This window comes from Haemophilus haemolyticus, from assembly GCF_003351405.1.
In the GTDB taxonomy this organism is placed as follows: domain Bacteria; phylum Pseudomonadota; class Gammaproteobacteria; order Enterobacterales; family Pasteurellaceae; genus Haemophilus; species Haemophilus haemolyticus_N.
In genome coordinates, this window is the sequence record NZ_CP031240.1 from 403,064 (window position 1) to 423,771 (window position 20,708).

Genomic DNA, 20,708 nt, shown 5'->3' on the forward strand with positions numbered 1-20,708 from the left:
CTATTGGCCTCTAACCAGCAATCATCCAAAGTCCACCTAACATATCAAGCATTAGGTTATTTAAGAACAATAGAATAAATACGACGACCATAGGGGAAAAATCAATCATGCCTAATGTTGGTAAGAATCGACGGATAGGTCTTAAAAGTGGTTCTGAAAGTTGATAAAACGCATAAATCACAGGGCTATTACCACGATTAAACCAACTTAAAACAGCCCCAATAAAAAGCACATAAAAAATGGCTAAGCCAATGCTTTTCAATACAGTTAACACACCCAATACTAAGAGTACATTTACTGATAAACCAAAATAAATAATACCTTTCAACATACCGATAATAAATATTAGCAGTAAAGCAGAAGTATCGATATTTTTCACTGTAGGCGCAATTTTACGCAGAGGTTTTAATACTGGATCAGTCATTTTGACTGCAAATGTTGAAACAGGGTTGTAATAATCCACTCGAGCAAACTGTAACCAAGCTCGTAAGATCAAGACAAGGGCGTAAAGATTAATAATTGATCCGATAAATAATGCGGTTTGGGATAATTCCATCATAACCATCCTTTTCTTCTAAAATAAATATATGGTGTCAATGCGGCTGCGATCATTAATCCAATTGCCATTGGATAGCCATATTTAAAATGTAACTCAGGCATAAAATCAAAGTTCATACCATAAGTGGATGCAACTAATGTTGCTGGAAGGAACATCACAGAAACAACAGAGAAGAATTTCATAATTTTGTTCTGTTCAATATTGATGTAACCCATTGCAGCTTGCATTAAAAAGTTTACTTTTTGGAACAATGATTCATTATGAGGCTGTAAAGATTCAATATCTCGTAAGATTTCTCGTGCTTGTTCTAACTGGTTTGTTGGTAAGCGCGTTTTGCGAACCAAGAAACCTAGTGCGCGTTGAGTATCCATCAAGCACAAACGAACTTTTGAGCTCGTATCTTCTTGTTCGGTGAGCGTATTTAATGCTTCATCAAAGGCTTCATCTTGTTTTCCGTTTAAAATAACGCGACTCAACTCTTCCAAATCTGCATAAACGTTTTCAATCACGTCTGCTAATTGCTCAATTTTCGTTTCAAATAAATCTAACAAAACTTCATAAGAATTACATTCTAATAAACGCTGGCTACGTGAACGCATACGATATAAACGGAATGCTGGTAGCTCGCGATCACGCAACGTAAATAAACGACCATCACGAATAGTAAAAGCGACGCTCGCTAAATCAGCATAATTGTCTTCATCTTCGCAATAAAAAAATGAGTGAAGGTGTAAACCATCTTCATCTTCAAAGAAACGGGCGGAAGCTTCGATATCTTCCAATTCTAGAAAAGATGCTAAGCTCTGGCCTAAGCCTTCTTGTAGCATTTCACGTTCTTCGCCTGTTGGCTCAAGTAAATCAAGCCAAATGGCAGTATTGAGATCAGTTTGGTCTTCGTCAATGCGAACCAAGCGGGAATCATTGATAGCAAACGCGTTGATCATTTCATACTCCTTATAGGATTATGAACAGCTAACAGTGAACAAATTAAAGAAGAAACGAAAGTGCGGTGAAAAATCGCAAAGTTTTCGTTAAGAGATGCCGAAACAACGGTAAATTTACCGGCGAACGCGCGCCGATAATAAAAAGGCGGGCGTCTAAAGCGATATTCGGTATCGACTATGACTGTCCAAAGTGTGTGTCCTTCTCGTTAAAAAATCGGGCGAATGTTACGCTTGAAAGCGGTGTTCGTCAAGTTTTATCAAAAAACGATGACAACATTTCGCCCTTATTTGAAAACTAATCTCTAAAATTATTAAATTGGAATGGTTGACCTAATTCAGCACCTTTAACAAGTTGAATGACTGCCTGTAAGTCATCGCGTGACTTACCTGTCACACGCACTTGCTCACCTTGAATTTGAGTTTGAACTTTGATTTTAGAATCTTTTACTAATTTAGTAATTTTCTTCGCCATCTCCGTTTCAATCCCCTGCTTAAGTTTGATTTCTTTACTATAAAGTTTACCGTGGTGTTCGCTTTCTGCTGGAATATCTAAAGAACTGTGCTCAATACCACGTTTAATACAAGATCCAATTAAAATCTCAATTAATTGTTCAAGTTGGAAATCAGATTCTGTGGTAATTTTAATCGTTTCATTTTTTTCATTTAATTCAATTACCGCTTCTACACCACGAAAATCATAACGCGTGCTAAGCACACGGTTTGCATTTTCCACTGCATTACGGACTTCGTGTAAAGTGATTTCAGAAACAATATCAAAAGATGGCATAGTCTTCTCCCATTTTATTAAATTCGATCATTGGCACTTAAAAGGCATAAAAGTGCGGTTAAGTCGGCGAAGTTTACCACAATTTGCGCTTGTTGTTGCACTTTAGGTTTTGCATGGAACGCAACACCTAGCCCCGCCACATTCATCATTGCCAAATCATTTGCACCATCACCAATAGCAATAGAATGTTGTGAATCAAGACCGTATTCCTCTAACAAACGTTGTAATGTTTTAGCTTTGTATTGGGCATCAACCACATCACCTTTGACTAAACCAGTGAGTTTTCCATCTTCAATATCAAATTGATTTGATGCAGCAAAATCAAGCTGTAATAACGCTTTCAAATAATCCGCAAAATAAGTAAATCCGCCTGAAGCAATCGCGGTTTTCCAACCATATTTCTGTAAGGTTTGGATCGTTTCAACTAGTCCAGGCATTAGCGGTAAATGCTCTCTAACTTGCTGCAAAATGCTTTCTGGCGCACCTTTTAATGTACCAACTCGACGACGCAAACTTTGCTCGAAATCTAATTCGCCTCTCATTGCACTTTCCGTAATCGCAGAAACAAGTTCGCCAACACCTGCTAGTTTCGCAATTTCATCAATACACTCAATTTGAATAGCGGTAGAATCCATATCCATCACCAACAACCCAGCTTGAGACAATTTAGGGCTAAAATCTAATTTAGCAATATCTACTTCAAGGTCATGAGCAAAGTTAACGAAATCAACAAACCACTGGCCTTTCAATAAAACGACAATATTTTGCTCCACCATCCAAACATCAAAAATCTGAAAATTTTGACCGCACTTTTGTTGAAAATTTTCCAGTTTAGTCATGTCCAACTTTGTGCCGTATAAGATAAAAGGTTCTCCGTTCTGTATAGGTTCCTCATTAGTCAAAAGTGCGGTAGGAAATTGTGGGTATTTTTGCGTAATGCTTTTGAAACGTTGAATTTGCATAAAAATCCTGTAAATTGTGGCCACTGAAAAGATTTTAACCGATGTGAGTTGAAAAAGTGCAAATAATTAAAGAAAAACTAATCAAATCAACCATGCTTGCAACGATTATTGTGCTAAGCCTAACTGCACTTGGCGTTATCTTATTTGGTGTAAAACAATTTAAGCTGAGTTCACAATTTGCTAGCGTAAACCAAGTAGCGAACATCTCACATATTTTAGTTCGTCAACAAGCCAATTTATTTTCAGTTTTACTTACAAACAATGCTAAAACAGAGCAATTAACGGACAATCTTGATCAAATAGTCAAAGAAGACTTTATTTTAGATGCCAGCTTATATGATGGCGAAGGAAAATTATTGGCTCAAAGTCGCGAGACTGGCAATTCACCCGATGAAAATAACCAACAAATTGTAGAGCCACTTTACGCCCAAAGCGGCATTAAAGGATTTTTACGTGTCACCATTGATGCTCAATATACGCAATCTAACCAATCAAAAATTAATCAAATATTTCACCAATTATATGGTGAACTCATTATTGTCTTTTTACTTGGCGCGGTGATGGCAAGCTCTATTCATTATTTTTTAAGTCACTATCGACGGACTTATCGCAAACCCAAAGAGAAAAAAAGTACGGAAAATTTGAAAGTAAAATCGAGTAGCACGCGTTTTCACCAGCGTCGCCGCAGAATTTGATTATTGTCACAAACTATTAAATTGAGTGCGGATTTTTGCTAAATTTCCTTCAGAAATAAGGTAGAATGCGCAAGATTATTTTTTCAAAGCGAATTATAACAGGAGAACAAAATGGCAACTCGTAGACAATTAGCCAATGCAATTCGTTTCTTATCAATGGATGCTGTGCAAAAAGCTAAATCTGGTCACCCAGGTGCACCAATGGGGATGGCTGATATTGCTGAAGTATTATGGCGTGACTTTTTAAAACACAATCCAACCAATCCTAAATGGGCTGACCGAGATCGTTTTGTACTTTCTAACGGCCATGGTTCTATGTTGATTTATAGTCTTTTACATTTAACTGGCTATGATCTTTCTATCGAAGATTTAAAACAATTCCGTCAATTACATTCTAAAACCCCAGGTCACCCAGAATATGGTTATGCGCCAGGTGTTGAAACCACGACAGGTCCATTAGGTCAAGGTATCACTAATGCAGTAGGGATGGCGATTGCTGAGAAAACCTTAGCAGGCCAATTTAACCGTGAAGGTCATGAAATCGTTGATCACCACACTTATGTGTTCTTAGGCGATGGCTGTTTAATGGAAGGGATTTCTCACGAGGCTTGCTCTTTAGCGGGAACATTAGGTCTTGGCAAATTAATCGCATTCTACGATGACAATAACATTTCGATTGATGGTCATGTAGATGGTTGGTTCAGTGATGATACCGCAGCACGCTTTGAAGCTTATGGCTGGCAAGTAATCCGTAATGTGGATGGCCACGATGCAGAACAAATTCGTCAGGCTGTTGTACTTGCACAATCAGAAAAAGAAAAACCGACTTTAATTATTTGTAAAACCATCATCGGTTTCGGTTCACCAAATAAATCAGCGTCACATGATTGTCACGGTGCACCATTAGGCGATGAAGAAATCGCTTTAACTCGTAAAGCGCTGGGGTGGGAATATGCTCCATTTGAAATTCCAGCTGAGTACTATGCTGAATGGTCTGCAAAAGAGAAAGGCTCTGCAGCAGAAAAATCTTGGGAAGAAAAATTTGCCGCTTATGCTAAAGCATATCCAGAACTTGCCGCAGAATTTACACGTCGTGTAAACGGTGAATTACCAGCAAACTGGGCGGCTGAATCCAAAGCGTTCATTGAAAAATTACAAGCAAATCCAGCGAGTATTGCAAGCCGTAAAGCATCACAAAATGCAATCGAAGCGTATGCTCACATATTACCTGAATTCTTAGGTGGTTCTGCAGACTTAGCAAGCTCTAACTTAACGTTATGGAGTGGTTCTAAACCTATTCGTGCGCATGAAAACGTAGGCGGTAATTACATCAACTACGGTGTGCGTGAATTCGGTATGTCTGCCATTATGAACGGTATTGCTTTACACGGAGGTTTCATTCCTTACGGCGCAACCTTCTTAATGTTCTACGAATATGCACACAATGCGGTGCGTATGGCTTCATTAATGAAACAACGCTCATTATTCGTTTATACTCACGACTCTATCGGTTTAGGTGAAGATGGTCCAACTCACCAACCAGTTGAGCAAACTGCATCACTACGCCTAATTCCAAACCTTGAAACATGGCGTCCATGTGACCAAGTGGAATCAGCTATCGCATGGCAACAAGCAGTTGAGCGTCAAGATGGCCCAAGTGCGTTGATCTTTACCCGTCAAAACTTAGCCCAAATGGACCGCACTTCTGCACAATTAGATGCAGTTAAACGTGGTGCTTATGTATTAAAAGACTGTGAAGGTACACCAGAATTAATTTTCATCGCGACAGGTTCTGAAGTGGAATTAGCAGTGAAAGCAGCAGATGTATTGAGTGCTGAAGGTAAAAAAGTACGTGTCGTCTCTATGCCAAGTACTAACCGTTTTGATAAACAAGACCAAGCATACCGCGAAAGCGTATTACCTGCAGCGGTAACCAAACGTGTTGCGATTGAAGCGGGTATTGCAGACTTCTGGTATAAATACGTTGGATTTAACGGCCGTGTAGTAGGTATGAATAGTTTCGGCGAGTCTGCACCTGCTGATCAATTATTCAAACTCTTTGGTTTCACTGTTGAAAACGTGGTAGCGAAAGCGAAAGAAATTCTTTAAAATGGAAGCTCCTTGATAACTCAAGGAGCTTTTTTATCACTTTATATTATAAGGATTCTGTAATGAAAAAACTCTATCCAATCTTATTATCTGTCAGCGTTTTAGCTTTATCTGGTTGTGCAACCGAGGGGGCTCGTACTGTTGAAGTTCAAAAGGTAACGAGCTATAACACCGCGTATAACGGTGTGAAAGCCCCTATTTCTGTGGGTAAATTTGATAATCGTTCAAGCTATAACAATGGCGTATTCTCTGACGGCGTAGATCAATTAGGTAATCAAGCCAAAACCATTTTAGTGTCTCACTTACAACAATCAGGTCGTTTTAGTGTGTTGGATCGCACCAATATGTCAGAATCTGCGACAGAAGCAAAAATCAAAGGTCAAAAACAAAAATTAAAAGGCGCGAATTATGTGGTGACTGGCGATGTGACTGAATTTGGTCGTAAAACAGTAGGCGATCAGCAATTATTTGGTATTTTAGGTCGCGGCAAACAACAAGTGGCTTATGCAAAAGTAACATTGAATGTGGTGAATACTCAAACTTCAGAAGTGGTTTATTCTGTTCAAGGTGCTGGTGAATATAATCTTTCAAACCGTGAAGTGTTAGGTTTTGGTGGCACCGCAGGTTATGATTCAACTCTTAATGGTAAAGTATTAGATTTAGCCATTCGTGAAGCCGTAAATAACCTTGTTTCTAGTGTTGAATCAGGTCAATGGAAGCCTTCAAATTAAGGATTTTATTATGAATAAACTAAAACTTTTTATTTGTTTATCAGCTGTTGCTGTGGTGACTGCCTGTTCATCAGGCAGTAAACCAAATACATTGTATACTTGGAATGGAGATAGCTATCCAGCTTCCGTATACCAATATCTAACTCAAGACGGCGATCCACAAGAACAGCTTCAGAAATTAGAAGAAATCGCTCAACTTGATAGCGGTAAAAAAGTACCACCTGGTCTGTATGCGCAGATTGGTCTTTTATATGGTCAATTAGGCAATGCAGGCAAAATGGCAGAAGCCTATCAAAAAGAAATGACTTTATTTCCTGAATCAACTCAATATATTAACTTCTTGTTAAATAAAGGAAAAAAAGTGGATACGAGTACAGAAAGCACTGGAAATAAAAAAGTGAAAAAAGGAGCGAAAAAATGAAAAAAATCTCTCTCTATTTGGTAATGGCTTGTACCCTTTTGCTTTCTGCCTGTTCAACAATGAAGCCTACGCCTTATGACTATACAAACTATCAAGAAAGTAAACCACGTTCTATCTTGGTATTACTTCCTACGGATACAACAAATGATGTTAAAGCTTCTCCTGCTGTATTGGCACATACAATTTCTCCATTAGCAGAAGAGGGGTATTATGTTTTCCCTCCTGCGCTTGTGTATGAAACTTTTAAGCACAATGGTTTAACACAGGCTCAAGAAATCCATAACGTAAATCTACAAAAATTACGTGATATTTTTGGTGCTGATGCAGTTCTTTACATTAATGTAGATGATTACGGAGTGAATTACCAAGTATTTGATAGTGTTACTAAAGTAAGAGTAAGTGGTAAACTTGTTGATTTACGTAGTGGTAAAACCTTATGGGAAGGTACAGGCTACGCAGACGATGCAGATCGCAATAACAACGGTAATGCCATCGCAATGCTAATTACTGCTGTAGTAAAACAAATTGCGAACAATGTATCTGATAAAGGGTACAAGGTTGCTGCGTGGGCGACAGGAAATATGCTTAATGGACCTTGCAATGGTTGTTTGCTTTATGGTCCTAGACACCCATTGTATGGACAAGATCCACAATTACAGCCTCAACAAAAATAAAAAAGTTAGGGGCTAATCTACGTCAGCCCCTTAAATAATTAGCTTCTTGATATTCAAGAAGCTTTTTTATTTTCCGCATTTTCTGGCTCTAAATCTAATTTTGCCATCAATAACAGATCGCCATCTTCTTCTGGATTGCCTGTGACAAGTAATTTATCGCCATAGAAAATTGAATTTGCACCCGCCATAAAACACATAGTTTGCATTTCTTCACTCATACCACTACGGCCTGCAGAAAGGCGAACATAACTTTTTGGCATGGTAATACGTGCAACAGCAATCGTTCTCACAAACTCTGTCCAATCTAATTCTTCCGCATCGGCTAACGGTGTACCTTCAACCTTAACGAGTTGATTAATCGGCACCGATTCAGGTTGCGGATCAAGATTTGCAAGGCTAGCGATTAATCCAGCCCGTTCTTTGCGGGTTTCATTCATCCCCACAATACCGCCACAACACACTTTTAATCCAGCTTTGCGCACTTTTCCTAACGTACTAAGACGATCATCGAAACGACGAGTACCAATCACTTCTGCATAATGTTCTGGTGCTGTATCAAGATTATGATTGTAATAATCTAAACCAGCTTCTTTTAAATCTTCTGCCATACCGTCTTGCAATAAACCAAAAGTACCGCAAGTTTCTAAACCGAGCGATTTCACCGCTTTAATAATTTCTGTGACTTTCTCAATATCTTTTGGCTTAGGGCCTCGCCACGCAGCTCCCATACAAAAACGCCCTGCTCCACGCGCTTTCGCAATTTTTGCTTTCGCAACGATTTCATCAACATCTAATAACTGCTGATTTTGTACGCCTGTATGATAACGGGCTGATTGAGGGCAATAACCACAATCTTCCGGGCATCCCCCCGTTTTGATAGACATTAACGTGGATAACTGAATCGCTCGAGGATTAAAATGCTTGCGATGAACTTGCGCAGCACGGTAAACCAATTCCAAAAATGGCGTTTCAAATAACGCCTCAACTTTGCAAACAGACCAATATTCAACGCTTGGATGCGGTGTAATGGAGTTAATTTGTAGTTTTTCAGTTAACATATTTTTCCTTTGAAAGTGCGGTGAATAATCACCGCTTTTTTGTATCTTATATTCATTCAGTGTATAGGCTAGTATCGATAGCCATTGAATAAATTCATCGGTTATAAAATCTATATAATTTTACGTCTCTTTTTGCAATTGACTTATCTGACCATTTTCCACCAACAATACTCGATCTATCGTACCAACTAATTCCGATAGTTGGTGGGTAACAAGTAACAATGTTAAATGCTTCTCATCACAAAGTTTAGCGATTAAAGCAAGCATTTCTACACGAAGTTTCTGATCTAATGCCGAAAAAGGCTCATCTAATAACAAGATGGGTTTATCTCGCAACAAACAACGCGCCAATGCCACTCGTTGTTTTTGTCCACCAGAAAGAGAATTTGGTAAACGTTGCAAATAATCGCCCAATCCTACAGAACAAGCGACCTGTTCAATTTTTTCCCGCTCAAGTGCGATTAATTTTAAAGAGGGTTTTAACCCCAACGCAAGATTTTGCTGTACGGTTAAATGAGGAAATAAATTATTTTCTTGAAATAACATGGAAACTGGACGCTCGTAGGGTGCGCTACGAGTATGATTTTTATCATTTAACCAAATTTCTCCTTGATGAGGAAATTCAAATCCAGCGATTAAATTCAATAACGTACTTTTCCCCGACCCACTTTCGCCAATAATTGAGACACGCTCGCCAGCATTTACGCTCAAATTAAAGCACATCGGTAAGGTTTTATCATTCAAAATCACATTATTTAGATAAATCATCGGCATCCCTATGTGTGTGAATAAAGGTAAACAATATGCCACAAAGCAATAATAAAATCCCTGCAGTTACAGCTGCATCTTGATTACGATAATTACCTAGCTGCAGATATAACAAGTGTGGTAGAGAAGTAAACTCTTGATTGCCGAACAACGCAATAGCCGTAAAATCCCCTAAAGATAGCGCCAAAGCTAAAGCAAAAGCATAGCGCAATGGTGCACGTAAAGTTTGCCACTCAATCAGATAAAAACGTTGCCAGCCCAAAATTCCCAGACTATTACACAGATTTTCGTAATAGCGCATATTGTTATGAAAAGGTGCGCTCAAAATACGTAAAACAAAAGGCATTGCACTTAATGCATTGCAAAATACAACTATGGCAAACAAATCAACATTCGAAAAATCCCGCTCTTGTAATAATAAAAATAGCCCCATTGCGAGTACTAAAATCGGGATTGCCAAAATCACCATTCCAGCATTAATAATAAATTGAGCAATTTTCTGATAATGCAACCATTCTAAACGGCGTGATAAAAGCAATAAGGCAATCGCCATCATTAATGCAAGTAATGCGGACAGGGGCGCAATAGAAAGCGAATAACCAAACGCACGCCAGAGCTGAGAATTATGCCAAACCGAGAGTAAACTTGGTGAATTCAATGCGCTGATAAGAATGTTCAATACTGGCGAAAAAAGGAAAAATATAAAAATAAGTAAGACAAAAACATGGAAAATTTTGACCGCACTTTTAGGTTTCTCAAACCAAGGATTGCTATTACTCAAGCCATTTTGATTAGAAGGTGAAAAACGCGATGTTAAGCTGAATAAAACTAAGCAAAATACAAATTGCAACATGGCAAAAAGTGCTGCTTTTGGCAGATCAAATTCAAATAAAATCGCTTGGTAGATTGCGGTTTCTAATGTTGTATATTGAGGCCCACCGCCTAGCGTAAGAACAACTGTAAAACTGGTGAAGCAAAGCATAAAAATCAAGCTAAATGTGGGCAAACATTGCTGACGAAAAACAGGCCATTCCACCAATTTAACGAATTGCCAACCTTGTAAATTGAGTTGCGCAGCAAGCTGACGTTGCTGATAAGGGATACTTTGCAAACTTTGTAAGAAAAGTTGCGCAGCCAGTGGAATATTGAAAAAAAGATGCGCAATTAAAATACCCGAGAGTCCGTAAATATGCCCCTGCCAAGGCATTCCCAAAAGATTCGCAAACCAAGCTAACCAACCGCTTGAACCATAAATGCCGATCAAACCAAAAATTGCTACTAAAACAGGTAAGACGAAAGTTAGCGACATTAATTTTAATAGCCACTTTTTTCCTAAGAATGGTTGATAAAACAATGCTCGAGCGAGGAGTAGACCAAAAAAAATAGATAAAACGGTAGAAAGTAAGGCTTGTCCAAAACTGAAAAGAATTAGATGCTGTAGGTAATCATCCGTGAACCAAGTTTTCCATTGTAATTCATCGCCCAATGCAAAGATCGAACTTAATGCGCTACCATAAAAAAGAGTAATAAAGCTAATGACAACAACCCCGCCCACATAATGACGAGGGCGGAGTTGTGGATGATGAAATAACGAAAACATCAAACTATTTTGTTAATGTAGTTTGCCAAGTGCTAATCCAATTTTTTAAGTGTTCCGCATTCACCATTGGATTAATTGGAGTTTGAGTTTTTTGTTGAGCTTTAAGTGCATCAAAGTGCGGTTCAATTTCACCTTGAATGACTGGCAACATAATATTGGCTGTCACAATATGTTTTTGTGCCGTAGGTGAAATTAAAAATGCCATAAAATCATCCGCACATTGATTTGGACGGTTGGCGACTCGAGCAGCTAATTCCACTTGAGTGATATGCCCTTCCGCAAAATCTGTCGCAGCGTAATTATCTTTTTTCTCAAAAAGTTGGTGATAAAGTGGTGATGTGCTGTAACTTAGCACTAAATCCGCTTCGCCTTTTAAGAATGCGCCGTAAGTATCAGACCAACCTTTACCCACTGTTACCGTATGCTTATCCAACGCTTTCCAAGCAGATTGAATTTTGTCCGCAGAATAAATTGCATTCATCCAAACCAATAGACCACGACCCACACTGCTGGTGCGAGGATCTTGATAAATTACACGGATATCTTGGCGTTCAACCAATTCTTTCAAACTTTTCGGCGGATTTTGTAATTTAGTTTTGTCATACACAAAAGCATAGTTACCGAAATCGAAAGGCAAGAATGTTTTATTCGTCCATTTTGTTGGTAAATCCAGCTGAGTTAAATCCACTTTATTTGGCGTGAAAATACCTGTTTTTTCAGCTTGTTCTAAAACAAAGTTATCTAAACCTAGCACAATATCGGCTTTGGTTTTCTTTCCTTCCAAACGAACACGGTTGAGTAACACGCCACCACTTTCAAAAGGCGTAAAATTAATAGTGCATTGCGGATGTGCTTTTTCAAAATCTTGTTTTACTTTTGGACCTGCTCCCCACTCAGACGTGAAAGAATCATAGCTATATACGTTAACACTTTGCTGTGATTGGGCTAATGCCGCGGTGGAAAAAAGTGCGGTAGAAATTAAGGTTAATTTAAGAAGTTTCATTATTACATCCTTATTTATGATTAAAAGGCAGCAATAATGACGAAAAGGAGATAAGGTATATTCCTAGTTTCCTACGTCAGTATTAACTGTTTCAGGTTCACGGGTATGATCTCAGCGTATTGCACCCCGACTAGGCTTTTTAGTGTATTAAAATTTATTAGGCTTGCCAACGGATTTTTAAAAAGAAATAAACTTTCTACATTTTCTGAAAAAAATAAAAAAGCCCTGTAAAACAGGGCATCCATAAGCTGTTTTAAAATTAAAAGGTGATTCGATTGGGCTTTCAATGCCTAAATCTGTCTGAGCAATGACTTCAAAACCAAAATCAGCTAATACATCTGCAATTTCTTTTACTTTGCCTTTATTGCCCGTGGCAAGTACAAATCTTTGCTTCGTAATTCTGTCCCTCATATCAAACATTGTCTTATTTTAATATCTCACCAAAAATTTTCGGAATAAATATTGACTTTAACCTTAGGTCAAGGTTTATGATTCGTGCTCATTCAGTTATAACATAGGAGAAAAACATGAAAAAACTTATGACTTTTATCACACTTAGCGCTGCTGCAGTTTCAATTTGTGCCCAAGCTAATGAACAACCGCATCAAGCACACATGAATATGCCAATGTCGACAAATTCTGCAATGCAACAAGAATTAATGCAAGGTATGAATCAAATGCATCAAGACATGATGGCAGCCTCTCAATATAAAGATCCTGATGTTGCTTTTGCAGCAAGTATGTTGCCACACCATATTGGCGCAGTAAAAATGGCGGAAGTTGAATTAAAATACGGAAAAGATCCTGAGATGCGTAAGCTTGCTGAGAATATTATTAACGCACAACAAGCGGAAATTGAACAAATGCAAAAATGGCTTAAAGTGCACAATAAAAAAGCCCTGTAAAACAGGGCATCCATAAGCGGTTTTAAAATTAAAAAGTGATTCGATCACGGTTTCTTTCAAGTGTTGCTTTACCAATCCCTTGTACTTCTAATAGTTGTTCAGCACTCGTGAAATTACCGTGTTTTTCACGATATTGCACTATCGCTTCTGCTTTTTTTGCACCGATTCCTGTTAAGGCTTTTTGAATTTCACTAACGGTTGCCGTATTGATATTCAATTTATCACTCACAGTAGCCGGTGCAACTTGAGCCTCAGTTTGAGTAGCCACAACAGGTTGAACAGCCTGCTCTGCAGTTTTTTCCTCAGCAAAAGCCGAAGAGGCAACCAGCGCGCCACACAATACAACTGAAGTAAATAATGTTTTCATTAATTTCATAGAGGTTTCCTTTTAATATGAACATGTTGACGAGCATATCAACACAGTCATTTTTTATACTTTCAAGAAAACGCTCAAGATTCTTACCGCACTTCTGCGATTCAGATCGCAAAAATTCTTAATTTGCATGAAAAAACAAAGGGCTTATCATTTACGACAAGCCCTTAAGATTAGTTAACTTCTTTTATTCTCAGCTCTTTTGGAACTTCAAAGAACATATTTTCTTCTAAACCTTGTAGTTCTTCTATGGTATTCGCACCAAACTCTTTTAAGCGGGAAATAATCGATTGGACTAATTCTTCTGGCGCAGACGCTCCAGCTGTAATCCCAATGGTTTTCACATCATTAAACCAATCCGCTTGAATATCGGAAGGATCATCAAGAAGCTGTGATTTAACACCCATTCGAGACGCCAGTTCAGCTAAACGATTTGAATTTGATGAATTTTTAGAACCCACCACTAATACCAAATCAGATAATTTTGCCAATTCTCGCACCGCTTCTTGACGATTGGTTGTCGCATAACAAATATCGTTTTTATGTGGACCTTGAATCGCGGGATATTTTTCCTTTAATGCTGCAATGGTTTCAGCCGTATCATCTAGCGACAACGTCGTTTGAGTCATAAAGGTTAAATCATCATTTTCTTGCATTGGCAAGCGCGCAATATCTTCTACTTTTTCAATCAGGAAAATCCCGCCATCTTCGTTGCTATACTGCCCCATTGTGCCTTCAACTTCAGGATGCCCTTTATGCCCAATCAAAATCGCTTTTGTTCCTTTTCGACTTGCGCGCGCAACTTGCATATGCACTTTAGTCACCAAAGGACAAGTTGCATCAAATACTTTGAGATTACGATCTTTCGCTTCTTGTCGAACCGCTTGAGATACACCATGCGCAGAAAAAATGACGATCGCACCATCAGGTACCTCACTTAATTCTTCCACAAAGATCGCACCACGATCACGCAATCCGTTCACAACAAATCGGTTATGAACCACTTCATGACGAACATAAATCGGTGCACCATGAATTTCTAAGGCTAGTTCAACAATACTAATGGCACGATCTACACCGGCACAAAATCCTCGTGGATTCGCTAAAATTATCTTCATTTCTGACCGCACTTTTCTGCTTTTTTATCTTGTACTTTTTTCTTTTCGCTCTTAAAAGCATCCAATGCCAACAAACCTGCGCCAATACAAATGGCGATATCGGCGATATTAAACACCGGATAATGGTAAATATCCCAGTAGAAATCAAAGAAATCCACGACAAAACCGTTATAAGCGCGATCCACCATATTCGCTAGCGCCCCCCCAATAATGAGTGCATAAGCAGAATTTTGGATTTTTTGTTGAGCATTATTTTTTGCTAAAAAATAAACCAACATGCCAGAAATAGCCAATGCTAACAAAATAAAGAAATATTGTTGCCAGCCACTATGATCCGCTAAGAAACTAAATGCAGCGCCATAATTGCGAACATAGGTGAGATTGAAAACAGGCAACACATTAACACTTTCATACAAATCAAATTTTTGTACCACAATATATTTAGTGAGCAAATCAACCACGAAAGCGACCGCACTTAACCATAAAAATGAAAGCCCTGATTTTTTGGACATAATATTTCCCTTTTAAAAAAATTCCGCTAATTCTAGCATAAGCCGATAAATGATAAAGCACGATCTCATTTACTGAACGGCTTCTGGTAATTTTGCTGGATCATCAGCCAACTCTTTGACATTCACCACTTTCTTCCAATCAAATACCTTAATTTCCTGTTTTTCAGGACGGAAGAAATCCACGCCTTGTAAATGTATTTCCTTAATGCCCATCCAATCAGCAAAACCATAAACAAAATTAAATGCAGATTGTGGCGTTTTTATTTTTTCTACCTTTTGGCTATCACTCGAAAACATAACGAAAGGAATTTCATAATCTTGTTTATAAAGATTATTTGGATGCAATGATAAGCCTTTAGAATCCTCATAATGAGCAAGCCCATGATCAGAAAAGTAAATCACCGAATAGGGTTCATTTTGTGCCACCAATTGTGAATTTAATTTTTCTAAAAACTGATCGGTATATTTAATCGATTCTAGATAACAAGACATAGATTGATTAATAAAATAATTTTTAACCTCGTACGGAAGACGCTCGCAAAAGGCAGGATGTGAACCCATTAAATGAATCACAATTAATTTTGGATTCGTAATATTTTCTTTTAAGGCTTTATCTAATACAGGTAACATTTCATCGTCATAAACTTTTTTAGAGTTATAACCTAACGGCTTCATAAAAATCGTTTCATCCGCACTTTGACCAATACGAGAGGCCATCGTATCAAATTCACCAATTTTGCCTTGATTAGAAATCCAATAGGTTTTCATTCCTGCTTTTTTGGCTAAAGAAATAATATTATCCGTATAAACCGTTTCCCCTTTATCTGCTCGATATAAGGTGCGTTGTAAAGACGGTTGCGTATTCGGTGCTGCAGAATAATAATTTTCAAAAACTGTGCCTTTCACACTTTCTAAAAATGGCGTGGTTTTCAGTGGAAAGCCATATAACGACATATAATCTTTTCGCATGCTTTCACCAATAATTAAAATATAATTTTTATATTTTGGCGTAAAAGATTGAATATCCCATTGAGAAGGCGCATTAACAGATTGGTTTAGAAAATCTCGTTGTTCTAAATACAGGTCATTCATACGATCAAATTCTGAGTAGAAAAGAACCGGATAAAAACGGAATTTATATGCATAGTTCCAATCAGAAAATTGATTGTAAGAAAAAACTAATAATATGCCGATAACACCCGTATTCAGCCATTTAAATGCTTGTCGTTTAGCATGAAAAGTCAATTTCATTAAAGCAACAAATAGGATGAGATAACTAGCTTGAAATAAAAATATCCAAAAAGGTATGGTTGTATAGTATTCCAAAGTTTCATTAATATTCGTTTCATAAACAGAAGCGATAATACCCAAAGATGGAATACCATAGAAAAAACCAGCAGAACAATAAAATAGTGCGCTGAGGAATAATACAGTAATTAATATTCGCCCAACCCAAGGGGTGAAATAAAAAGAAATCGCCGTGATAACAAATAAAATTGCGTAATCTGAAACAGGAATATTCTCACTTAATACATTACCCAACCCCATATTGGTAAAAATGGAGAAAATAACCAATAAGAGATAAAACCATATTGTTTTAGAGCGAATCATTTCTTTCCCTAACATAACCTCTACTTCCTTTTGTACAAAAGTAAAAAAGTGCGGTTAAAATAAACCGCACTTTTCTGTTTTACAACAAATTTAATTATGCAAAATGGCGCTCTTCGCCATTACCCGCGACATTTTCTACACAACGTGGACAAAGTGTTGGATGTTCTGAATTTACACCAATTTTGTCAGAATAATGCCAGCAACGCGGACATTTTTCACCATTAGAACGTGCTACGCTTACCGCAATTCCCTCTAACTCACCCGCAGTCACATCCGTAGGTTTATCTGCTAATGCTTTCACTTCAGCTTTTGAGGTAATTAACACGAAACGTAATTCATTGCCTAATTGTTCTAACAATGCACGATATTCGTCATTCGCATAAAGAGTCACTTCTGCTTCTAAACCGCCACCAATCACTTTATCGTTACGCGCGACTTCTAATACACGGTTCACTTCAGAACGAACTTTAATCAGTTGTTGCCAGTAAGCATCATCTAATTTTTCATTCTCGCCTAAACCGAACAAGCCTTGATAGAATTCTTCAGTAAATACGAATTCTGCACGACCACTTTCGGTTTGTGGTAAGTGTTGCCAAATTTCATCGGCAGTGAAAGATAAGATCGGTGCCATCCAACGAACTAATGCTTCAGCAATATGCCATAACGCAGTTTGACAACTACGACGAGCAAGGCTGTCTGCTTTCGTTGTATATTGACGATCTTTGATAATATCAAGGTAGAACGAACCCATTTCCACAGAACAGAAACGCATTAAACGTTGTACCACAGTGTGGAACTGATAGTTATCATACGCATCTTTAATTTCTTTTTGTGCATCTAACGCACAAGCCACCGCCCAACGATCTAGGCTAATCATTTCTTCTGGTTTGACCAAATCACGTTTTGGATCAAAACCATTCAAGTTTGCTAATAAGAAACGAGCGGTGTTACGAATACGACGATAGCTATCCGCTGCACGTTTTAAGATCTCATCAGAAACGGTCATTTCACCCGTATAATCAGTAGAAGCTACCCATAAACGTAAAATATCACCACCAAATTTATCCATGACTTCTTGTGGAGTCACAATGTTACCGATAGATTTTGACATCTTACGGCCTTGACCATCCACAGTGAAACCGTGAGTTAAAACTTGTTTGTATGGCGCTTTGCTGTCTGTTGCCGTAGAAAGCATTAAAGAAGACATGAACCAACCACGGTGTTGGTCAGAACCTTCCAAATACATATCGATATCTTGACCGTTAAATTCTGGGCGATTTGCGACAACAGAAGAATAGGTTGATCCTGAGTCAAACCATACATCAAGGGTATCAGGTACTTTGCGATAGGTTTCTGCATCCGCCCCTAATAATTCTTTTTCGTCTAAATCCCACCATGCTTGAATACCGGCTTTCTCTACACGTTTAGCCACTTCTTCAAGTAACTCTAAAGTACGCGGATGAAGTTCTTCAGTTTCTTTGTGCACGAATAAGGTCATCGGCACGCCCCAAGTACGTTGACGGGAAATACACCAGTCTGGACGGTTTTCAACCATTTTCTCGATACGTGCTTGACCCCAATCTGGAATCCAACGAACTTGCTTAATTTCGCCTAATGCTTGTTGGCGTAACCCTTGTGTTTCCATGCCGATAAACCATTGCGGAGTAGCACGGAAAATAATCGGGGTTTTGTGACGCCAGCAATGTGGGTAACTGTGTTTGATTTTCTCAACTTTTAATAAATTACCTACTTCTTGTAATTTTTCAACTACGAGCGGATTTGCTTCAAATACGCCTTTACCAGCAAAGAATTCAGTGGTTGAAATAAATTTACCATCATTAGCTACTAAGCCTGCCATAGGGATATTATATTTTTGCCCTACAATAAAGTCGTCCAAGCCATGATCTGGCGCGGTATGTACTAAACCCGTACCACCATCAGTGGTCACGTGATCGCCTAAAATCACTGGCACAGTGAAATCATAGAACGGATGGTTAAAGCGTACTAACTCAAGCGCCTGACCTTTTACTGAACCTAAAATTTCAACTTGTTCTACACCCACGGCTTTCGCTACGGATTCAACTAATTCAGCGGCTAAGATCACACGCTCATCGCCAAGTTGTACTAAGTTGTATTCTAATTCTGCATTTACTGCAATCGCACGGTTAGATGGTATTGTCCAAGGTGTGGTTGTCCAAATTACCGCGGATAATTTGCCATGGCCTTTACCTACTGCGTTAAATTTCTCTTCAATTTCAACCGCACTTACTGCTGGAAAACGCACATAGATAGATGGAGAAACTTTGTCTTCATATTCCACTTCTGCTTCTGCTAAAGAAGAGCCACAATCCAAACACCAGTGCACCGGTTTTGAACCTTTATATAAGTGACCATTAGCAATCACTTTACCGAGTGTACGGATAATGTTTGCTTCGGTATCGAAGTTCATTGTTAAATAAGGATTATCCCAATCGCCTAACACGCCTAAACGGATAAAATCTTTTTTCTGACCTTCTACTTGTTCCGCAGCATATTCACGGCATTTTTGACGGAATTCAGCTGCCGTAATTTTCTCGTTTGGCTTGCCCACCAAGCCTTCTACTTTTAATTCAATCGGCAAGCCGTGGCAGTCCCAACCCGGAATATAAGGGGAATCAAAACCTAATGCGGTTTTGGATTTAATAATAATATCTTTCAAAATTTTGTTTACTGCGTGACCAATATGAATGTTACCGTTCGCATACGGAGGACCATCATGCAGAATAAAAGATTTTTTGCCTTTGCTCGCTTCACGAATTTTTTGGTAAAGATTTTTCTCGTACCAATTTTTCAACATATCAGGTTCGCGCTTAGCTAAATCACCGCGCATTGGAAAGCTGGTTTCCGGTAGGTTAAGAGTGTTTTTGTAATCGACTGTCATTTTATTTTCCAATTTTTACATTTTAAAATTAACTGTTAAAAAACGCTTTCGCTGTTTCTACATCTTTCTCAATTTGCACTTTCAAATCATCAAAAGACGGGAATTTAATCTCGTTTCTAATCTTGTGGCAGAATTCGACTTCCACCATTTGGCTATAAATATTCTGAGAAAAATCAAATAAATGAACTTCTAATAATTGCATTAATCCATTTATAGTTGGCCGTTTTCCCATATTGGCCACACCGTTAAAAATCTCACCTGATTTTAACCGCACTTTTACGGCATAAACACCTTTGATTGGATTTACTTGTCTATGCAAACGAATATTTGCCGTTGGAAATCCTATTGTTCTACCTAACTTATTACCATGGATCACACGCCCGAAAATACGATAAGGTTTACCGAGTAAATTTTCCGCATGCTGTAAATCATCTTTAGCTAATGCTTCACGGATAGCGGTGCTACTGATACGTAACTCATCTAAACAGAAGGTACGGCTGTCTTCTACTTCAAAACCAAACTGCTTTCCGGCTTGTTGCAACATCGCAAAATTACCTTGGCGTTTTGAGCCGAACTTAAAATCATCGCCAATGCTTAAAAATTTCACATGTAGATGATTAACAAGCGTTTGCTCAATAAACACATCAGCTGGTTGCTCAGCAAAAGTGCGGTCAAATTTCGCCACAATTACGACATCAACCCTAGCCTTTTCTAGATAATAAATTTTGTCACGCAAGCGCATTAAACGGGCTGGTGCATTTTCCCCCATAAAATATTCACGCGGCTGTGATTCAAATAACAATACCGCCATGGGTAAATTTAATTCGTCAGCTTTTTGGCGCAAATGGCGGAGGACTGCTTGATGCCCTAAATGCACACCATCAAAATTGCCGATCGTTAGCGCACAACCTTGTAAAACACGATTTGCATTATGAAGCCCGCGAATTAATTGCATGTC

At 38.4% G+C, this 20,708-nt stretch carries 21 protein-coding genes and 1 riboswitch; of the genes, 6 read left to right on the forward strand and 15 right to left on the reverse strand.

Features of this window, described 5'->3' with window-relative positions:
* Positions 1 to 10 precede the first annotated feature (10 nt).
* The 4 genes from DV427_RS01880 to serB all read right to left on the reverse strand — a co-directional run bounded on the left by DV427_RS01880 (position 11) and on the right by serB (position 3,252).
* Positions 11 to 556, reverse strand: a complete 546-nt coding sequence (locus DV427_RS01880; protein ID WP_114891120.1) for a YggT family protein — start codon at positions 554 to 556, stop codon at positions 11 to 13.
* Positions 556 to 1,503, reverse strand: coding sequence for a magnesium/cobalt transporter CorA (corA, locus tag DV427_RS01885; RefSeq protein WP_005629627.1), 948 nt, complete (start codon positions 1,501 to 1,503; stop codon positions 556 to 558). Before corA ends, DV427_RS01880 begins: the two co-directional genes overlap by 1 nt.
* A 295-nt stretch (positions 1,504 to 1,798) precedes the next feature.
* A complete protein-coding gene (locus DV427_RS01890) occupies positions 1,799 to 2,290 on the reverse strand; it encodes a YajQ family cyclic di-GMP-binding protein (RefSeq protein ID WP_005629625.1) in 492 nt (163 codons plus the stop codon).
* Positions 2,291 to 2,307: 17 nt separating this feature from the next.
* Positions 2,308 to 3,252 carry a phosphoserine phosphatase gene (gene serB / locus DV427_RS01895; protein WP_114891121.1) on the reverse strand — a complete coding sequence of 315 codons (945 nt, stop codon included), beginning with the start codon at positions 3,250 to 3,252 and terminating at the stop codon, positions 2,308 to 2,310.
* Between the two features lie 56 nt (positions 3,253 to 3,308).
* On the opposite strand from serB, the gene DV427_RS01900 reads away from it, so the two are divergent.
* The 5 genes from DV427_RS01900 to DV427_RS01920 all read left to right on the forward strand — a co-directional run bounded on the left by DV427_RS01900 (position 3,309) and on the right by DV427_RS01920 (position 7,882).
* Positions 3,309 to 3,947, forward strand: coding sequence for a YtjB family periplasmic protein (locus DV427_RS01900; protein ID WP_114891122.1), 639 nt, complete (start codon positions 3,309 to 3,311; stop codon positions 3,945 to 3,947).
* Positions 3,948 to 4,058: 111 nt separating this feature from the next.
* Positions 4,059 to 6,056, forward strand: coding sequence for a transketolase (gene tkt / locus DV427_RS01905; RefSeq protein ID WP_114891123.1), 1,998 nt, complete (start codon positions 4,059 to 4,061; stop codon positions 6,054 to 6,056).
* A gap of 62 nt (positions 6,057 to 6,118) precedes the next feature.
* Positions 6,119 to 6,787 carry a CsgG/HfaB family protein gene (locus tag DV427_RS01910; RefSeq protein WP_114891124.1) on the forward strand — a complete coding sequence of 223 codons (669 nt, stop codon included), beginning with the start codon at positions 6,119 to 6,121 and terminating at the stop codon, positions 6,785 to 6,787.
* A gap of 10 nt (positions 6,788 to 6,797) precedes the next feature.
* The gene (locus tag DV427_RS01915) at positions 6,798 to 7,208 is read left to right on the forward strand and encodes a DUF4810 domain-containing protein (RefSeq protein ID WP_046939143.1); all 411 of its coding nucleotides are present in this window, start codon (positions 6,798 to 6,800) and stop codon (positions 7,206 to 7,208) included.
* Complete coding sequence (locus DV427_RS01920) at positions 7,205 to 7,882, forward strand: DUF799 domain-containing protein (RefSeq protein WP_114891125.1); 678 nt, start codon at positions 7,205 to 7,207, stop codon at positions 7,880 to 7,882. The genes DV427_RS01915 and DV427_RS01920 overlap by 4 nt, the downstream gene beginning before the upstream one ends.
* A 53-nt stretch (positions 7,883 to 7,935) precedes the next feature.
* Here the strand turns inward: DV427_RS01920 and bioB are convergent, their stop codons facing one another.
* From bioB to DV427_RS01945, 5 genes are all read right to left on the reverse strand, one after another.
* Positions 7,936 to 8,940 (reverse strand): biotin synthase BioB, encoded by a 1,005-nt coding sequence (bioB, locus tag DV427_RS01925; protein ID WP_114891126.1) that lies wholly within the window; start codon positions 8,938 to 8,940, stop codon positions 7,936 to 7,938.
* Positions 8,941 to 9,060: 120 nt separating this feature from the next.
* Positions 9,061 to 9,708 (reverse strand): thiamine ABC transporter ATP-binding protein, encoded by a 648-nt coding sequence (gene thiQ, locus DV427_RS01930; RefSeq protein WP_114891127.1) that lies wholly within the window; start codon positions 9,706 to 9,708, stop codon positions 9,061 to 9,063.
* Entirely contained in the window at positions 9,692 to 11,308 is a 1,617-nt protein-coding gene (gene thiP, locus DV427_RS01935) for a thiamine/thiamine pyrophosphate ABC transporter permease (RefSeq protein WP_114891128.1), read from the reverse strand. Before thiP ends, thiQ begins: the two co-directional genes overlap by 17 nt.
* A 4-nt stretch (positions 11,309 to 11,312) precedes the next feature.
* Positions 11,313 to 12,311 carry a thiamine ABC transporter substrate binding subunit gene (gene thiB / locus DV427_RS01940; protein WP_114891129.1) on the reverse strand — a complete coding sequence of 333 codons (999 nt, stop codon included), beginning with the start codon at positions 12,309 to 12,311 and terminating at the stop codon, positions 11,313 to 11,315.
* 51 nt (positions 12,312 to 12,362) lie between these two features.
* A riboswitch (TPP riboswitch) is annotated at positions 12,363 to 12,450 on the reverse strand.
* Positions 12,451 to 12,488: 38 nt separating this feature from the next.
* The gene (locus DV427_RS01945) at positions 12,489 to 12,731 is read right to left on the reverse strand and encodes a Maf family protein (RefSeq protein WP_106013894.1); all 243 of its coding nucleotides are present in this window, start codon (positions 12,729 to 12,731) and stop codon (positions 12,489 to 12,491) included.
* A 107-nt stretch (positions 12,732 to 12,838) separates the two neighbouring features.
* On the opposite strand from DV427_RS01945, the gene copM reads away from it, so the two are divergent.
* Positions 12,839 to 13,216 (forward strand): CopM family metallochaperone, encoded by a 378-nt coding sequence (gene copM, locus DV427_RS01950; protein ID WP_114891130.1) that lies wholly within the window; start codon positions 12,839 to 12,841, stop codon positions 13,214 to 13,216.
* A gap of 28 nt (positions 13,217 to 13,244) precedes the next feature.
* Here copM and DV427_RS01955 read toward each other — a convergent pair whose 3' ends face one another.
* The 6 genes from DV427_RS01955 to ribF form a co-directional block, all read right to left on the reverse strand.
* Positions 13,245 to 13,592 (reverse strand): ComEA family DNA-binding protein, encoded by a 348-nt coding sequence (locus DV427_RS01955; RefSeq protein ID WP_065250343.1) that lies wholly within the window; start codon positions 13,590 to 13,592, stop codon positions 13,245 to 13,247.
* A 170-nt stretch (positions 13,593 to 13,762) separates the two neighbouring features.
* Positions 13,763 to 14,707, reverse strand: a complete 945-nt coding sequence (gene ispH / locus DV427_RS01960; RefSeq protein ID WP_005634483.1) for a 4-hydroxy-3-methylbut-2-enyl diphosphate reductase — start codon at positions 14,705 to 14,707, stop codon at positions 13,763 to 13,765.
* The gene (gene lspA, locus DV427_RS01965) at positions 14,704 to 15,219 is read right to left on the reverse strand and encodes a signal peptidase II (RefSeq protein WP_114891131.1); all 516 of its coding nucleotides are present in this window, start codon (positions 15,217 to 15,219) and stop codon (positions 14,704 to 14,706) included. The genes ispH and lspA overlap by 4 nt, the downstream gene beginning before the upstream one ends.
* 69 nt (positions 15,220 to 15,288) lie before the next feature.
* On the reverse strand, positions 15,289 to 16,845 hold the full coding sequence (locus DV427_RS01970) for a phosphoethanolamine transferase (protein WP_114891132.1): 1,557 nt from the start codon (positions 16,843 to 16,845) through the stop codon (positions 15,289 to 15,291).
* Between the two features lie 79 nt (positions 16,846 to 16,924).
* A complete protein-coding gene (gene ileS, locus DV427_RS01975) occupies positions 16,925 to 19,750 on the reverse strand; it encodes an isoleucine--tRNA ligase (protein ID WP_114891133.1) in 2,826 nt (941 codons plus the stop codon).
* Positions 19,751 to 19,778: 28 nt separating this feature from the next.
* Entirely contained in the window at positions 19,779 to 20,705 is a 927-nt protein-coding gene (ribF, locus tag DV427_RS01980; RefSeq protein WP_162790250.1) for a bifunctional riboflavin kinase/FAD synthetase, read from the reverse strand.
* Positions 20,706 to 20,708: the final 3 nt, after the last annotated feature.

Bases quoted from the DNA above. Each gene is read 5' to 3' on its own strand.
- DV427_RS01880 (WP_114891120.1), bottom strand. From the start codon at position 556: ATGGAATTATCCCAAACCGCATTATTTATCGGATCAATTATTAATCTT.
- corA (WP_005629627.1), bottom strand. From the start codon at position 1,503: ATGATCAACGCGTTTGCTATCAATGATTCCCGCTTGGTTCGCATTGAC.
- DV427_RS01890 (WP_005629625.1), bottom strand. From the start codon at position 2,290: ATGCCATCTTTTGATATTGTTTCTGAAATCACTTTACACGAAGTCCGT.
- serB (WP_114891121.1), bottom strand. From the start codon at position 3,252: ATGCAAATTCAACGTTTCAAAAGCATTACGCAAAAATACCCACAATTT.
- tkt (WP_114891123.1), top strand. From the start codon at position 4,059: ATGGCAACTCGTAGACAATTAGCCAATGCAATTCGTTTCTTATCAATG.
- DV427_RS01910 (WP_114891124.1), top strand. From the start codon at position 6,119: ATGAAAAAACTCTATCCAATCTTATTATCTGTCAGCGTTTTAGCTTTA.
- DV427_RS01915 (WP_046939143.1), top strand. From the start codon at position 6,798: ATGAATAAACTAAAACTTTTTATTTGTTTATCAGCTGTTGCTGTGGTG.
- DV427_RS01920 (WP_114891125.1), top strand. From the start codon at position 7,205: ATGAAAAAAATCTCTCTCTATTTGGTAATGGCTTGTACCCTTTTGCTT.
- bioB (WP_114891126.1), bottom strand. From the start codon at position 8,940: ATGTTAACTGAAAAACTACAAATTAACTCCATTACACCGCATCCAAGC.
- thiQ (WP_114891127.1), bottom strand. From the start codon at position 9,708: ATGATTTATCTAAATAATGTGATTTTGAATGATAAAACCTTACCGATG.
- thiP (WP_114891128.1), bottom strand. From the start codon at position 11,308: ATGTTTTCGTTATTTCATCATCCACAACTCCGCCCTCGTCATTATGTG.
- thiB (WP_114891129.1), bottom strand. From the start codon at position 12,311: ATGAAACTTCTTAAATTAACCTTAATTTCTACCGCACTTTTTTCCACC.
- DV427_RS01945 (WP_106013894.1), bottom strand. From the start codon at position 12,731: ATGTTTGATATGAGGGACAGAATTACGAAGCAAAGATTTGTACTTGCC.
- copM (WP_114891130.1), top strand. From the start codon at position 12,839: ATGAAAAAACTTATGACTTTTATCACACTTAGCGCTGCTGCAGTTTCA.
- DV427_RS01955 (WP_065250343.1), bottom strand. From the start codon at position 13,592: ATGAAATTAATGAAAACATTATTTACTTCAGTTGTATTGTGTGGCGCG.
- ispH (WP_005634483.1), bottom strand. From the start codon at position 14,707: ATGAAGATAATTTTAGCGAATCCACGAGGATTTTGTGCCGGTGTAGAT.
- lspA (WP_114891131.1), bottom strand. From the start codon at position 15,219: ATGTCCAAAAAATCAGGGCTTTCATTTTTATGGTTAAGTGCGGTCGCT.
- DV427_RS01970 (WP_114891132.1), bottom strand. From the start codon at position 16,845: ATGTTAGGGAAAGAAATGATTCGCTCTAAAACAATATGGTTTTATCTC.
- ileS (WP_114891133.1), bottom strand. From the start codon at position 19,750: ATGACAGTCGATTACAAAAACACTCTTAACCTACCGGAAACCAGCTTT.
- ribF (WP_162790250.1), bottom strand. From the start codon at position 20,705: ATGCAATTAATTCGCGGGCTTCATAATGCAAATCGTGTTTTACAAGGT.